Origin of the sequence: Roseixanthobacter finlandensis, assembly GCF_043195105.2 — a bacterium.
Classification (GTDB): Bacteria; Pseudomonadota; Alphaproteobacteria; order Rhizobiales; family Xanthobacteraceae; genus NCEH01.
In genome coordinates, this window is the sequence record NZ_CM195536.1 from 3,178,078 (window position 1) to 3,192,673 (window position 14,596).

10 protein-coding genes are annotated in these 14,596 nt (G+C 67.1%); 9 read left to right on the plus strand and 1 reads right to left on the minus strand.

Features of this window, described 5'->3' with window-relative positions:
* The first annotated feature begins 191 nt into the window (after positions 1 to 191).
* From V5G24_RS15075 to V5G24_RS15105, 7 genes are all read left to right on the plus strand, one after another.
* Complete coding sequence (locus V5G24_RS15075; RefSeq protein WP_394081548.1) at positions 192 to 1,724, plus strand: acyl-CoA carboxylase subunit beta; 1,533 nt, start codon at positions 192 to 194, stop codon at positions 1,722 to 1,724.
* Between the two features lie 234 nt (positions 1,725 to 1,958).
* Positions 1,959 to 3,986: an acetyl-CoA carboxylase biotin carboxylase subunit gene (locus tag V5G24_RS15080; RefSeq protein ID WP_394081546.1), complete on the plus strand. Its 2,028-nt coding sequence runs from the start codon at positions 1,959 to 1,961 to the stop codon at positions 3,984 to 3,986.
* Positions 3,987 to 4,253: 267 nt separating this feature from the next.
* Positions 4,254 to 4,511, plus strand: coding sequence for a GIY-YIG nuclease family protein (locus V5G24_RS15085; protein ID WP_394081544.1), 258 nt, complete (start codon positions 4,254 to 4,256; stop codon positions 4,509 to 4,511).
* Between the two features lie 385 nt (positions 4,512 to 4,896).
* The gene (locus V5G24_RS15090; protein WP_394081542.1) at positions 4,897 to 6,162 is read left to right on the plus strand and encodes a class I SAM-dependent methyltransferase; all 1,266 of its coding nucleotides are present in this window, start codon (positions 4,897 to 4,899) and stop codon (positions 6,160 to 6,162) included.
* Positions 6,159 to 7,991, plus strand: a complete 1,833-nt coding sequence (locus tag V5G24_RS15095; protein WP_394081540.1) for a methylmalonyl-CoA mutase subunit beta — start codon at positions 6,159 to 6,161, stop codon at positions 7,989 to 7,991. Before V5G24_RS15090 ends, V5G24_RS15095 begins: the two co-directional genes overlap by 4 nt.
* A gap of 79 nt (positions 7,992 to 8,070) precedes the next feature.
* Positions 8,071 to 10,227: a methylmalonyl-CoA mutase gene (gene scpA, locus V5G24_RS15100; RefSeq protein WP_394081538.1), complete on the plus strand. Its 2,157-nt coding sequence runs from the start codon at positions 8,071 to 8,073 to the stop codon at positions 10,225 to 10,227.
* A gap of 29 nt (positions 10,228 to 10,256) precedes the next feature.
* A complete protein-coding gene (locus tag V5G24_RS15105) occupies positions 10,257 to 11,147 on the plus strand; it encodes an MBL fold metallo-hydrolase (RefSeq protein ID WP_394081536.1) in 891 nt (296 codons plus the stop codon).
* Positions 11,148 to 11,375: 228 nt separating this feature from the next.
* Here the strand turns inward: V5G24_RS15105 and rnhB are convergent, their stop codons facing one another.
* Complete coding sequence (gene rnhB, locus V5G24_RS15110; protein WP_394081534.1) at positions 11,376 to 12,074, minus strand: ribonuclease HII; 699 nt, start codon at positions 12,072 to 12,074, stop codon at positions 11,376 to 11,378.
* Positions 12,075 to 12,781: 707 nt separating this feature from the next.
* Between rnhB and ypfJ the strand changes: the two genes are divergently transcribed.
* Positions 12,782 to 13,672 carry a KPN_02809 family neutral zinc metallopeptidase gene (ypfJ, locus tag V5G24_RS15115; protein WP_394081532.1) on the plus strand — a complete coding sequence of 297 codons (891 nt, stop codon included), beginning with the start codon at positions 12,782 to 12,784 and terminating at the stop codon, positions 13,670 to 13,672.
* On the plus strand, positions 13,672 to 14,235 hold the full coding sequence (gene moaB, locus V5G24_RS15120) for a molybdenum cofactor biosynthesis protein B (protein WP_394081530.1): 564 nt from the start codon (positions 13,672 to 13,674) through the stop codon (positions 14,233 to 14,235). The genes ypfJ and moaB overlap by 1 nt, the downstream gene beginning before the upstream one ends.
* Positions 14,236 to 14,596: the final 361 nt, after the last annotated feature.

The following is a 14,596-nucleotide window of genomic DNA, read 5'->3' on the forward strand; positions in this document are numbered from 1 at the left end:
TCTTTACACATTACAACATGATTTTTTTACATATTCAACTTTCTCACTGCATTTGCTAGCGCAACAGCCTTCGTGCCGCATTTCGCCCGGCGCAGGGGGATGTGAACCCTTTCCCTCGGGCGTTCGGCACCATTAGACTGGTTGCAAGAAACCGGGACGAGACTGGGCAATCCGGCAGGGGACTTGGGCGCATGAAGGAAATTCTGGAAGAGCTTGAGAGCCGGCGCGGCGTTGCACGCTTGGGGGGTGGGCAAAAGCGCATCGAGGCGCAGCACGCCCGCGGCAAGCTGACCGCCCGCGAGCGCATCGAGCTTCTGCTGGACCGCGGCTCGTTCGAGGAGTTCGACACCTTCGTGCAGCATCGCTGCATTGATTTCGGCATGGAAAACCAGAAGATCCCCGGCGACGGCGTGGTCACCGGCTGGGGCACGGTGAACGGCCGCAAGGTGTTCGTGTTCGCCAAGGACTTCACCGTGTTCGGCGGCTCTTTGTCGGAAGAGCATGCCCGCAAGATCACCAAGATCCAGGACATGGCGCTGAAGACCCGTGCGCCCATCATCGGCCTGTTCGATGCCGGCGGCGCGCGCATCCAGGAAGGCGTCGCGGCGCTCGGCGGCTATGGCGAGGTGTTCAAGCGCAATGTCACCGCCTCCGGCGTGATCCCGCAGATTTCGCTGATCATGGGCCCCTGTGCCGGCGGCGACGTCTATTCCCCCGCCATGACCGACTTCATCTTCATGGTGCGCGACACGAGCTATATGTTCGTCACCGGCCCGGACGTGGTGAAGACCGTCACCAACGAGACCGTGACCGCCGAGGAGCTGGGCGGCGCCAAGGTGCACACCTCCAAGTCCTCGGTGGCCGACGGCGCCTATGAGAACGACGTGGAGATGCTGCTCCAGACCCGTCGCCTCATCGATTTCCTGCCCGCCAACAATGCCTCGGGCGTGCCGGAATGGCCCTCCTTCGACGATCCGCTGCGGATCGACGAGAGCCTCGACACGCTGATCCCGGACAATCCCAACAAGCCCTACGACATCAAGGAACTGATCCTGAAGACCGTCGACGAGGCGGACTTCTTCGAGATCCAGGCGGCGTATGCGAAAAACATCGTCACCGGCTTCGGCCGCATCGAGGGGCGCACAGTGGGCTTCGTCGCCAACCAGCCCATGGTGCTGGCCGGCGTGCTCGATGCCGACGCCTCCCGCAAGGCCGCGCGCTTCGTGCGCTTCTGCGATGCGTTCGAGATCCCCATCGTCACCTTCGTGGACGTGCCGGGGTTCCTGCCGGGCACCGCGCAGGAATATGGCGGCCTCATCAAGCACGGCGCGAAATTGCTGTTCGCCTATTCCCAGGCGACCGTGCCGCTGGTCACGCTCATCACCCGCAAGGCGTTCGGCGGCGCCTATGACGTGATGGCCTCCAAGCATGTGGGCGGCGACGTGAATTATGCCTGGCCGACCGCGCAGATCGCGGTGATGGGCGCCAAGGGGGCGGTGGAAATCATCTTCCGCGCCGATATCGGCGACCCGGACAAGATCGCGGCCCAGACCAAGAATTACGAGCAGCGCTTCCTTTCGCCCTTCGTGGCGGCCGAGCGCGGCTATATCGACGAAGTCATCATGCCGCATTCGACCCGCCGGCGCATCGCCCGCGCGCTCGCCATGCTGCGCTCCAAGCAGGTGGAACAGCCGGCAAAGAAGCACGACAATCTGCCGCTTTAGACGAGACTTTATGGGCTCCCTCTCCCCGAGGGGGAGAGGGTTGGGGTGAGGGGGCGACCCTCGCCACAAAGGCCGGAGCCCCCTCACCCGTCGCCTGCGGCGCCGACCTCTCCCCCCGAACACGGCTGTTGCCGTATTCGGCACCAGGCGAGGCCGAAGTCGGAAACATCCGACTTCGGCGGGGAGAGGTGAACCGAACGAAATTCGCGCCAAAGGCGCCGGGGGACTGACTGAATGTTCTCGAAAATCCTGATCGCAAACCGGGGTGAGATCGCCTGCCGCGTCATCAAGACGGCGCGCAAGATGGGCATCAAGACCGTGGCCGTCTATTCGGACGCCGACAAGGACGCGCTCCATGTGGAGATGGCGGACGAGGCGGTGCATATCGGTCCGCCCCAGGCCGCCCAATCCTATCTGGTGATCGAAAAGATCATCGACGCCTGCAAGCAGACCGGCGCCGAGGCGGTGCATCCCGGCTACGGCTTCCTCTCCGAGCGCGCCGCCTTCCCGCGCGCGCTGGCCGAAGCCGGCATCGTCTTCATCGGCCCCAATCCGCACGCCATCGACGCCATGGGCGACAAGATCGAATCCAAGAAGGCGGCGGCGGCGGCCAATGTCTCCACCGTGCCGGGCTATCTCGGCGTGCTGGAGGACGGCACCCAGGCCGCGAAGATCGCCGACGAGATCGGCTATCCGGTGATGATCAAGGCCTCCGCCGGCGGCGGCGGCAAGGGCATGCGCATCGCCTATTCGCGCGCGGAAGTGCAGGACGGCTTCGACCGCGCCAAGAGCGAGGCCAAGTCCTCGTTCGGCGACGACCGGGTGTTCGTGGAAAAATTCATCGTCGATCCGCGCCACATCGAAATCCAGGTGCTGGGCGACAAGCACGGCAACGTGGTCTATCTCGGCGAGCGCGAATGCTCGATCCAGCGCCGCAACCAGAAGGTTGTGGAAGAGGCCCCCTCCCCGCTGCTGGATGAAGAGACCCGCAAGAAGATGGGCGAGCAGGCGGTCGCCCTCGCGAAGGCGGTGGGTTACGACAGCGCCGGCACGGTGGAATTCGTCGCCGGCCAGGACAAGAGCTTCTACTTCCTGGAGATGAACACCCGCCTCCAGGTGGAACATCCCGTCACCGAGCTGATCACCGGCATCGACCTCGTGGAACAGATGATCCGCGTCGCCGCCGGCGAGCCCCTCGCCTTCTCCCAGGCCGACGTGAAGCTGAACGGCTGGGCGGTGGAAAGCCGCATCTATGCGGAAGATCCCTACCGCTCCTTCCTGCCCTCCACCGGCCGCCTGGTGCGCTATCGCCCGCCGGCGGAAGGGGTGCACAACGGCATCACCCTGCGCAACGACACGGGCGTCTATGAGGGCGGGGAAATCTCGCTGTTCTACGATCCCATGATCGCCAAGCTCGTGACCCATGCGCCGACCCGGATGGAGGCCATCCTGGCCCAAGGCGATGCCCTGGACGCCTTCACCATCGACGGCATCGGCCACAACATCCCCTTCCTCTCCGCGCTCATGGCCCATGATCGCTGGAAGGAAGGGCGCCTCTCCACCGGCTTCATCGCCGAGGAATATCCCGACGGCTTCCACGCCCGCGCCGCCGAAGGCGAGACCGCGCATACGCTCTGCGCCGTGGCGGCGACCATCGACCATGTGCAGAACGCGCGCAAACGCCAGATTTCCGGCCAGATCACCGGCACGCCCGTGACCTTCGACCGGCGCCGGGTGGTGCAGCTCGTGGGCGAAGGCGGCACGCAGTTCCAATCCGCCGAGATCGACACCATCGAAGGCGGCTTCCAGGTGGAATTGCTGACCTGGGGCGGGCAGGTCACCAACACCTACACCCTGCTGACCGACTGGAAGCCGGGCGATCTGGTGTGGAACGGCACCATCTTCGATGACACGGTGAGCGTCCAGGTCCGCGCCATTCCCAATGGCGTTGCCCTCACCCATCGCGGCGTCGCGGTGCAGGCGCGGGTGTACACCGAGCGGGAAGCCGCCCTCGCTTTGCTGATGCCGGAAAAAGTGGCGGCCGGCGGCGGCAAGGAATTGCTCTGCCCCATGCCGGGCCTCGTGGTTTCCATCGCGGTGGTGCCGGGCCAGGACGTGAAGGCCGGCGAGGCGCTGGCCGTGGTCGAGGCCATGAAGATGGAAAACGTGCTCCGCGCCGAGCGCGACGGCATCATCAAGGCGGTCCATGCCAAGCCGGGCGAGAGCCTGGCGGTGGACGCGGTGATCCTGGAATTCGCGTGATGGCGCGGCGGGTCGTCCTTTCCCATGCTGAACCGTCCCGGCGCGCGGCCGTGGGCGGAGGGGACGGCTCCGCCTGCACGCGCCCGTTGGCGGCGCGGATGCGCTCTCGTCAGGAGGTCCTCGTTATGCTTGGCGCCGTCATGCCCGGCCTTGTGCCGGGCATCCACGCCGCGCCGCAAGCATGGACCTCCCATGGCCCAGCCCGGCCCAACCGCGTGGATGGCCGGGACGAGCCCGGCCATGACAATGGTGAATGCGGAGCCTCGCATGCCCGCAGCATTCGTCTACATGCTCACCAACCGCCCCAACGGGATACTTTATCTGGGGGTAACGAGCGATCTCGTTCGGCGGATCTTCGAACACCGCGAAGAACTGGCGGAAGGATTCACGAAACGCTATGGCCTGAAGCGGCTCGTCTATTTCGAGGAGCATGCCGAGATCCGGCTCGCCATTCAACGCGAGCGGACCATGAAGCATTGGGCGCGGGCCTGGAAAGTGCGCCTCATCCTGGACGCGAACCCGTAATGGCGCGACCTGTGGGACGAAATCGTCTGAGGAGCGCCCGTGATGCCGGGCATCCACACCGCTCCGCCGGCACAGACCTTCCATGTTGCTCCCGGCGCGGCCGCGTGGATGGCCGGGACAGGCCCGGCCATGACAACGACAGAGATTGTTTTGCGACGGTGCCATGGGACATAGAGCAGGTGGTCATGCCCGGCCCTGTGCCGGGCATCCACGCCGCACCGCAAGCATGGACCTCCGAAATCCCTTCCCGGCCGAGCCGCATAGATGCCTGGCACGGGCCGCGCCATGATGAAAACGCATCTCGGCGCGGGAGCGGGGTCTTCGCCAATGGACCGGAAGGCTCTCGCGTCATAAACGCGGGCCCAACACGGAGAAGGACCCTCTGATGCGCCTGCTCTCGCACCTGCTGAAGCGTTTCGTGGAAAAGGGCCAGCTCTCGGTCATCACCGTGGACGGCGTGCGGCACGTGTTCGGCAGCGGCGTGGATGGGCCGAGCGTCACGGTGCGCATGCATGACAAGAAGCTCGAGCGCGATCTGTTCCTCAACCCGGAACTGGTGTCCGCCGAAGCCTATATGGACGGCCGCCTCACCTTCGAGGATGGGGCGGGCGTGTTCGACCTGCTCAATCTGTTCTCGGTGAACCGCAAGGGCCTCGGTGCCCATCCCGTGCAGCAGGCGTTGCGCAAGGGCTGGCGCGCGTTGCGGCGGTTCCATCAGGCGAACCCAATCGCCAAGGCCAAGGAAAACGCCTCCAGCCATTACGACCACCCGGCCGAATTCTACCGCCTGTGGCTGGACGAGACCATGGCCTATAGCTGCGCCTATTTCTCCGAGCCGGACGAGCCGCTGGCGGATGCCCAGCGCAATAAGTTCCGCCATGTGGCGGCGAAGCTGAAGCTCACTCCCGGCATGCGGGTGGCGGAGATCGGCTCGGGCTGGGGCGGGCTGTCCATCTATCTCGCCAAGACGTGCGGCGTGCACGTCACCGCCATCAATGTCTCGCCCGAGCAACTGGCGGAATCGCGCCGGCTGGCGGAAGCAGCGGGCGTCGCCGACCAGATCGATTTCCGCGAGATGGATTATCGCGACCTGAAAGGTCCGTTCGACCGCGTGGTCTCCATCGGCATGATGGAGCATGTGGGCGTCCATCATTTCGACGCCTATTTTTCCACCATCCGCGATTTGCTGGGTCCCGGCGGGTTCGCTCTGGTGCACGCCATCGGCCGCATGTCGCCCCCGGGCACGACCGCCCCTTTCATCCGCAAATACATCTTCCCTGGCGGCTATGTGCCGGCGCTGTCGGAAGTGTTCGCCTCCACCGAGCGCACCCATCTGTGGGTTGCCGACATGGAGGTGCTGCGGCTGCATTATTACTGGACCATCCGCGCCTGGCGCCACAGGTTCGAGGCGCGCCATGGCGAGGTGGAGGCGATGATGGGCGCCCGCTTCACCCGCATGTGGGAATTCTATCTCGCGGCGGTGGAGCTGGGCTTCCTGCACGGCTCCAACATGGTGTTCCAGCTGCTGCTGTCCGACCGGCGCGACGATGTGCCGGTGCGGCGCGATTACATGTTCACGGGGGAAGAGGCTCTGGCCGCGCAGGACTTGCGCCTGCCGCCCGCCCCCTCCAGCGAGGAGTTTGCGCGATGACCGAGGAAACCGGCCCCTTGCCGTTCACCACCGATCTGCCCCCCGTGACGCGCGAGGACTGGCTGAAGCTGGTGGAAGGCGTGCTGAAGGGCGCGCCCTATGACAAGAAGCTGGTGACCCGCACCTATGAGGGGCTCTCGCTCGATCCCCTGCCGCCGCGCAAGCGCGATGCCTTGCCCATCGCCGGGCGCCCGGCCGGCGCGCCCTGGATCATCAGCGCGCGCATCGACCAGGCGGACAAGGACGCCGCCAACGCCCAGGCGCTGGAAGACCTCGACGGCGGCGCCTCCGGCCTCACGCTGGTCTATGCCTCCTCGCCCCACGCCCACGGGTTCGGCCTGCCGGACGGCGAGGTGCTGGACCGGGTGCTGGACGAGGTGATGCTGGACCTCGTCGACACGCGCCTGGAAAGCGGTGGCTTCAAGGGCCGCGAGAATGCCCTCGCCCTGGCCAAGCTGGTGCAGGATCGCGGCCATAGCCCGGCGGATCTCTCGGTCTCGTTCGGCCTCGATCCCATCGGCGATCTCGCGGCGGCGGGGTCCGCGCCCCTGCCCTGGGCCAATCTTGCCCAGCGCTTTTCCGAGACCGCCGGCATTTTGGCCGGTAAGGGCTTCAAGGCCCGCTTCGCCCGCGCCGACGGGGCGGTCCATCACGCCGCCGGCGCCTCGGATGCGCAGGAGCTGGCCGCCGTGCTCGCCACCGGTGTCGCCTATCTGCGGGCGCTGGAGGCGGCGGGCGTGCCGCTGGAGGCTGCTTTCGGCCAGATCGAACTGGCGCTGACCGCCGACGTGAACCAGATCGCCACCATTGCGAAATTCCGCGCGCTCCGCCTGCTCTGGGCGGCGGTGCAGCGCGAGAGCGGCGTTGCCGCCCGGCCCGCCCATGTGCATGCCACCACCGCCTGGCGCTCGCTGACGCGCCGCGATCCCTATGTGAATCTGCTGCGCGCCACGGTGGCCACCTTCGCCGCCGGCGTCGGGGGTGCGGACAGCGTCACCGTTTTGCCCTTCACCCAGGCGCTCGGCCTGCCGGATGCGTTCGCGCGCCGGCTTGCCCGCAATACGCAATTGGTGCTGCTGGAGGAATCCAACCTGCACCGGGTCGCCGATCCCTCCGCCGGCGCCGGGGCCATGGAGACGCAGACCGAAGGCCTCGCGGCCGCCGCCTGGCAGATCTTCCGCGCCATCGAAGGCAAGGGCGGCATGGCGCAAGCGCTCACCACCGGCTGGTGGCAGCAGCAGGTGGCCGAGGTGCGCGCCCGCCGCGCCAAGGATGTGGCGACCCGCAAGGAGCCCATCACCGGCACCTCCGAATTCCCGCTGTTGGGCCAAGCCATGCCGGCGGTGCTCGCGCAAAGTCCCGCGCAGCCGGTGCCGGTCGCCGGCGCGCTCGCGCCCCACCGCCTCGCCGAACCCTTCGAGGCCCTGCGCGATGCCGCCGAGGCGGAAACGCCGACCGCCTTCCTCGCGACGCTCGGCCCCGTCGCCGCCTTCACGGCGCGCGCCACCTATGCCCGCAATCTGTTCGAGGCCGGCGGCATCGCCGCCCCGGTGCCGGAAGGGTTCGCGACGCTGGAGGATCTCATCGCCGCGTTCGCGGTCTCGGGCGCGCGTATCGCCTGCCTGTGCGCCTCGGACGAGATTTATGCCGAGCAGGCGGACGCCGCCGCCCGCGCGCTGAAGGCCGCCGGTGCGAAAGCCGTGTGGCTCGCCGGCCGGCCGGGCGAACAGGAGGCGGCATGGCGCGCCGCCGGCGTGGACGGTTTCCTGTTCGCCGGCTGCGACGTGCTGGATGTGCTCGGCACCGCCCAGCAGCAATTGAGTGCCTGAACTGGACTGGACGTGCGAACTGGACTTGCGTCACCCAGCGCTTGCTCGCGCGGTGCGCCGAACTGAGTTAGGATGAGACATGAGCCGCTTGCCCGCCTTCGCCGATATCGATTGGCGCGCGCCGGATCTGGCGCCACCGTCGGCCAAGTTCGCACCCTGGGTCACGCCCGAGGGGATTGCGCTGAAGCCGCTTTACGGCCCGCAGGACGTGGCGGGGCTCGATTTCATCGACACCTATCCCGGCATCGCGCCGTTCCTGCGCGGCCCCTACCCCACCATGTATGCGAACCAGCCGTGGACCATCCGGCAATATGCCGGCTTCTCCACGGCGGAGGATTCCAACGCCTTCTACCGCCGCAATCTCGCGGCCGGGCAGAAGGGGCTTTCGGTCGCCTTCGATCTCGCCACCCATCGCGGCTATGACAGCGACCATCCGCGCGTCGCCGGCGACGTGGGCATGGCCGGGGTGGCCATCGACAGCATTTACGACATGCGCACGCTGTTTTCCGGCATCCCGCTGGACCAGATGAGCGTGTCCATGACCATGAACGGCGCGGTGCTGCCGATCCTGGCGCTGTTCATCGTCGCGGGCGAGGAACAGGGCGTGCCCCACGCCAAGCTCTCGGGCACGATCCAGAACGACATCCTCAAAGAATTCATGGTGCGGAACACCTATATCTATCCGCCCTTGCCGAGCATGCGCATCATCTCGGACATTTTCTCCTACACCTCCAAGGAGATGCCGCGCTTCAACTCGATCTCCATTTCCGGCTATCACATGCAGGAAGCCGGCGCGACGCAGGATCTGGAACTTGCCTATACGCTGGCGGACGGGGTCGAATACGGCCGCGCCGGTGCCGCCGCCGGCCTGCCCATCGACGTGTTCGCGCCGCGCCTCAGCTTCTTCTGGGCCATCGGCATGAACTTCTTCATGGAGGTGGCGAAGCTGCGCGCCGCCCGCCTCCTGTGGACCCGCCTGATGACCGACCTCGGGGCGAAGAACCCCAAGTCCCTGCCGCTGCGCACCCATTCCCAGACCTCGGGCTGGAGCCTCACCGCGCAGGACGTGTTCAATAACGTCATGCGCACCGCCGTCGAGGCCATGGCGGCGACGCAAGGCCACACCCAGTCGCTGCACACCAATGCGCTGGACGAGGCGCTGGCCCTGCCCACCGACTTTTCCGCCCGCATCGCCCGCAACACCCAGATCCTGCTGCAGCAGGAAAGCGGCACCACGCGCCAGATCGACCCGTGGGGCGGCTCCTTCTTCGTCGAGCGGCTCACCGCGGACCTTGCCGCCAAGGCCTGGGCCCATATCCAGGAAGTGGAAGCCCTCGGCGGCATGGCGAAGGCGATCGAGGCCGGCATTCCCAAACTGCGCATCGAGGAGGCCGCCGCCACCACCCAAGCCCGCATCGACGGCGGCGCGCAGACCGTGGTGGGCGTCAACAAATACAAGCCGCTGACCGAAGCGCAGATCGACGTGCTGAAGGTGGACAATTCCGCCGTGCGCGCCGCGCAGATCGAAAAGCTCAAGCGCCTCAAGGCCGAGCGCAGCGATGCCGAGGTGGACAGCGCCCTCACCGCCCTCACCAATGGCGCGAGCCAGGGCGCGAACCTGCTGGAACTCGCCGTCAACGCCGCCCGCGCCAAGGCGACGGTGGGCGAAATCTCCGACGCTTTGGAAAAGGTGTTCGGCCGCCATCGCGCCGAGATCCGCGCCATTTCCGGCGTCTACAAGCGGGAGGCCGGCGCCATGACCGACAAGGTGGGCAAGGTGCAGCGGCAGGTGGAAGAGTTCGAGCACGCCGAGGGCCGCCGCCCGCGCATCCTCGTCGCCAAGGTGGGCCAGGACGGGCACGATCGCGGCCAGAAGGTGATCGCCTCCGCCTTCGCCGACCTCGGCTTCGACGTGGATATCGGCCCCCTGTTCGCCACCCCAGAGGAAGCCGCCCGGCAGGCGGTGGAGAATGACGTCCATGTGGTGGGCATCTCCTCGCTCGCCGCCGGACATCTCACGCTCGTGCCGGCGCTGAAGCAGGCGCTGGAGGCGGAAGGGCGGGGCGACATCATGGTGGTGGTGGGCGGCGTGGTGCCGCCGCAGGATTACGAGGCCCTGCGCGCGGCCGGCGCGGAAGCCATCTTCCCGCCCGGCACCGTGATCGCGGACGCCGCGCGCGACCTGCTTGTGACGCTGTCCCAGCGGCTCGGCCATTCCAAGGCGGCGGCCGAATAGCCGCCTCTCCCGCCCGCAAGGATTCCCCCATGCCGGACTATGGCGCGACCATGGAGGTGCTGCGCCTCGCACCCCATCTGCTCGGCTTCTATGACGGCCGCATTCACGGCGTGCGGCTGTATTCCGAAAAGCCGAACTGGCTGGACGACGGCGCCTTCGCCCTCGGCATCTGCACCTATGCGGTGGTGGATGGTGCCGACGCGCTGGTCTACGACCCGCACATCTCCGTGCCGCACGCCCGCATCATCCGCCGCACGCTGGAGGAGATGGGCGTAAAGCGCATGCGCCTCGTGCTCTCCCATTGGCACGACGACCATGTGGCCGGCACCGAAGTGTTCGCCGATTGCGAGATCATCGCTAACAGGGACACCGCCGAAATCCTCGCGGCGCACAAGGACGCGCTGGAAAGCGGCGATCCGCCGATCAAGCCGCTGATCCTCCCCAACGCCCTGTTCTCCGGCACGCTCGACCTCATGGTCGGGAAGATCCCGGTTCAATTGCGCCAGCTCGACATCCACAGCCGCGACGGCACGGTGGCGCTTTTGCCGGGCGGCGTGCTGCTGGCGGGGGATACGCTGGAAGACCCCATCACTTATGTGGCCGAAGAAGACCGGCTGGCGATCCATCTGCGCGATCTCGACCGCATGGCGGGCTGGGAGATCACCACCATCCTGCCCAATCATGGATCGAAGGCGCAGATTCTGGCGGGCGGCTATCCGCCGGCCTTCATAAAGGCCACCCGCCTCTATGTGGAAAAGCTGCTGCGGCTCGAACGCGAGCCCGCGCTTGCGGCGCAGGATCTTTCCACCTTCGCCGCCGAGGCGCTGGCGACCGGGGCGGTCAGCTATTTCGAGCCCTATGAAGCCGTGCACCGCCACAATGTGGAGAAGGTGCTCGGCGTCGCGGGGCAAGCCGCCTGAAGGGCGAACCCGCTATTCCGCCGCGACGAGCCCCTCGACGTCCGCTTCCAGGGTCGGCGTTCCGAACAGCAGCAATTGCTGCTCGCTTCTCGCGCGTCATGCCCGGCCCTGTGCCGGGCATCCACGCCGCACCGCTTGTCACACCGTGGAAAAATCCGTCCCGGCGCGACTGCGTGGATGGCCGGGACGAGCCCGGCCATGACGACCGCGCTGCTCCGGCGGCAGCCATTATTCCGCCGCAACGAGCCCCTCGGCTTCCGGTTCCGCAGCCGGCGCGCCGAACAGCAGCAATTGCTGCTCGCGCACCGGGGTGAAGGATTGGCGGTGATGCCGGCACGGGCCATGGGCGCGCAGCGCGTTGCCGTGCTCGGGCGTGCCATAGCCCATGTGCCGCTCGAACCCATAAGCCGGGAATTGCGCGCCGAGGCCGCACATCAGCCGGTCGCGCGTGACCTTGGCGACGATGGAAGCGGCGGCGATGGAGGCGATGAGACCATCGCCGCCGATGATCATTTCCACCGTGCAAGATAAAGGCGGGCGATCGTTTCCATCGACAAAGACCAGAGCGGGCGCGCACGGCAGGCCGCGCACGGCATTGGCCAGCGCCCATAAGGTCGCCTGGCGGATATTGTCGCGGTCGATGCGCGCGGGCGGCGCGAGGCAGACCGAAACCTCGGCGGTGGCGCAGATTTCGGCGAACAGGCGCTCGCGCACCTCGCGCGTCAGCTTCTTGGAATCGTTGAGCCCCAAGGGAACGCGCTTGGGATCCAGCACCACGGCGGCGGCCACCACCGGCCCGGCGAGCGGGCCGCGCCCGGCCTCGTCCGCTCCGGCCACCGGCCGGGCGCCGGCCTTATAGGCGGCACGCTCGCGCTTGAAATCCAGGCCGAGCTTGGCTTTCGCGAGGCGGCCCTCGATGGCGGCCATGGTGTGAACTCTCTCCCGAAGCGTGCGATTCGGCTGCACCGATGATCGGCAAGGGTGTCTTCCCCGCAGGCCGAAGACAAGTCCACCCTGGGCGAGGGTGGCGCCGCACCCGAACGCCCGTCGCGGGCGGCCCTCGCATCATTCCTCTTCGCGCTGTTTCGATCCACCCCTCACCCCAGCCCTCTCCCCGGCGGGGAGAGGGGGGTAGGTCCATCACTCCAGCCCCTCCCCGACGGGGAGAGGGGGTAGGCCATCACTCCACCTCTCCCCGCCGGGGAGAGGTCGGCCGCGCAGCGGACGGGTGAGGGGGCGCCTTGCGCGGCGTTTCGATCCACCCCTCACCCCAGCCCTCTTCCCGCCGGGGAGAGGGGGTTAGGCCCATCACTCCACCTCTCTCCGCCGGGGAGAGGTGGTTTAGGGGCTTCCGGCCGTCACGCCAAAAAGCTTTCCCCAAGGAAAATTTAACGCCGGCCGAGGCGCAGTGTCGCGGCGCGTGGGCCGGAGGCAACCGCCGCGCAGACGAGGATTTCGCCGCAAAGCTGTGCTTTAAGGGAAAGGGATCGAACCACAGGCCCGCTCAAGCGTTGTCTCTGCGGCCAAGAATGCGGTGGCCAAGACGGCGGTAGCCGTCGGTGGTCGTGAAGACGGCGGTAGCGAAGACGGCGCGTCGCATCAGGTGGCGCGCCGGTGGGCAGGAGGCTTTGAGCATGCGGTGGGACGACTTCCGGTCCAGCGGCAATGTGGAGGACCGGCGCGGCGGAGGCGGCGGCGGGTTCCAGATGCCGGGCGGACGCGGCGGGATGGGCATCGGCACCATCATCATCGTCGGGCTGGTGGGCTGGGCGCTGGGCATCAATCCACTGGTGCTATTGAGCGGGCTCGACGCGATCCAGGGCGGCGGAAGCTCCTCCCAGCAGAGCGCCCCGTCCCAGGCGACGCGCCAGGGCCCGCCGACCGACGAACTCGGCCGCTTCGCCGCCGCCGTACTGGCGCAGACCGAGGATGTGTGGACCGAATTGTTCCGCGCCCAGGGCCGCACCTATGTGGACCCGAAGATGGTGCTGTTCACCGGCCAGACCCGCTCCGGCTGCGGCGGCGCCTCGGCGGAGATGGGGCCGTTCTATTGCCCGACCGACCAGAAGGTCTATCTCGACCTCTCCTTCTTCCAGGAGCTGAAGACGCGGTTCAAGGCGCCGGGCGATTTCGCCGCCGCCTATGTGATCGCCCATGAAATCGGCCACCATGTGCAGAATCTCACCGGCATATTGCCGAAGATCCAGGCGGCGCAACGTGATGCGGGCACCAAGCGGGCAGCCAATGCGCTCTCCGTGCGGGCCGAACTGATGGCCGATTGCCTCGCCGGGGTCTGGGCCTATCACGCCAACGCACGCTTCCGCATCCTGGAACCGGGCGATGTGGAAGAGGCGCTCGCCGCCGCCACCGCCATCGGCGATGATCGCCTGCAACGCCAATCGCAGGGCGTCGTGGTGCCCGACAGCTTCACCCACGGCTCCTCGCAGCAACGCGTGACGTGGTTCACGCGCGGGCTTAAGAGCGGCTCCATGCAGCAATGCAACACCTTGCAGGGAGCCATCTGATGCCGGGCATAGATGCCGCGCGCAGCTTCGTCGCGCTGAAGATCGCCGTATTGACCGTTTCCGATACCCGCGCGCTCGCCGACGACAAGTCCGGCGCGGTGCTGGCCGAGCGCATCGCAGACGCGGGCCATGTGCTGGCGGACCGCAAGATCGTCCCCGACGATGTGGCGGAGATCCGGGCGGTGGTCCAGGGCTGGATCGACGATCCCGCCATCGACGCGGTGATCACCACCGGCGGCACCGGCTTCACCGGCCGCGACGTGACCCCGGAGGCGGTGGAACCCCTGTTCGAGAAGCGCATGGAAGGCTTCTCCACCGTGTTCCACATGATCTCGTTCGCGAAGATCGGCACCTCGACCCTGCAAAGCCGGGCGACCGCCGGGGTCGCGCGCTCCACCTATATCTTCTGCCTGCCCGGCTCCCCCGGCGCCTGCAAGGATGGCTGGGACGAAATCCTCGTCAACCAGCTGGACGTGCGCTATCGCCCCTGCAATTTCGTCGAGATCCTGCCCCGGCTGGACGAGCACCTGCGCCGCGACAAGGCCAAAGGGGCGGGTGTGTAGGGGCGAGTGTGTAGGGCGCGAGCGTTTAGGGGCGATCGACAGTCAGCGGCCTGGTGTATCGCCGAGGTGCTCGACAGCAGGCGCCTGCCGTTGTCGCTTTTTGACCGGCCGGTCATTCTTCATCGTTCGTCATGGCCGGGCGCGCCCCGGCCATCCACGCGGCGCCGACCCGTGCGATGCTTGTCAGCCAGAGCCAGCGGCTCCTCATCCCGAAAACGCTACCCTGGCACCATCAAGGCCCCCAGGCCGCTCACTCCGGCCTGACCCCTCGCGAGAAAAATCGCGCGCCGAAGTTCGGCGTGGAACTTCGGCCGAAATGCCGGTTCGGTCGGCCCGAGAGGCGCGGAGAAGCGGCTTCTCA

What these genes read in the sequence shown, in the direction of transcription:
- V5G24_RS15075 (WP_394081548.1), top strand. Translation starts at nt 192, where the DNA reads ATGAAGGAAATTCTGGAAGAGCTTGAGAGCCGGCGCGGCGTTGCACGC.
- V5G24_RS15080 (WP_394081546.1), top strand. Translation starts at nt 1,959, where the DNA reads ATGTTCTCGAAAATCCTGATCGCAAACCGGGGTGAGATCGCCTGCCGC.
- V5G24_RS15085 (WP_394081544.1), top strand. Translation starts at nt 4,254, where the DNA reads ATGCCCGCAGCATTCGTCTACATGCTCACCAACCGCCCCAACGGGATA.
- V5G24_RS15090 (WP_394081542.1), top strand. Translation starts at nt 4,897, where the DNA reads ATGCGCCTGCTCTCGCACCTGCTGAAGCGTTTCGTGGAAAAGGGCCAG.
- V5G24_RS15095 (WP_394081540.1), top strand. Translation starts at nt 6,159, where the DNA reads ATGACCGAGGAAACCGGCCCCTTGCCGTTCACCACCGATCTGCCCCCC.
- scpA (WP_394081538.1), top strand. Translation starts at nt 8,071, where the DNA reads ATGAGCCGCTTGCCCGCCTTCGCCGATATCGATTGGCGCGCGCCGGAT.
- V5G24_RS15105 (WP_394081536.1), top strand. Translation starts at nt 10,257, where the DNA reads ATGCCGGACTATGGCGCGACCATGGAGGTGCTGCGCCTCGCACCCCAT.
- rnhB (WP_394081534.1), bottom strand. Translation starts at nt 12,074, where the DNA reads ATGGCCGCCATCGAGGGCCGCCTCGCGAAAGCCAAGCTCGGCCTGGAT.
- ypfJ (WP_394081532.1), top strand. Translation starts at nt 12,782, where the DNA reads ATGCGGTGGGACGACTTCCGGTCCAGCGGCAATGTGGAGGACCGGCGC.
- moaB (WP_394081530.1), top strand. Translation starts at nt 13,672, where the DNA reads ATGCCGGGCATAGATGCCGCGCGCAGCTTCGTCGCGCTGAAGATCGCC.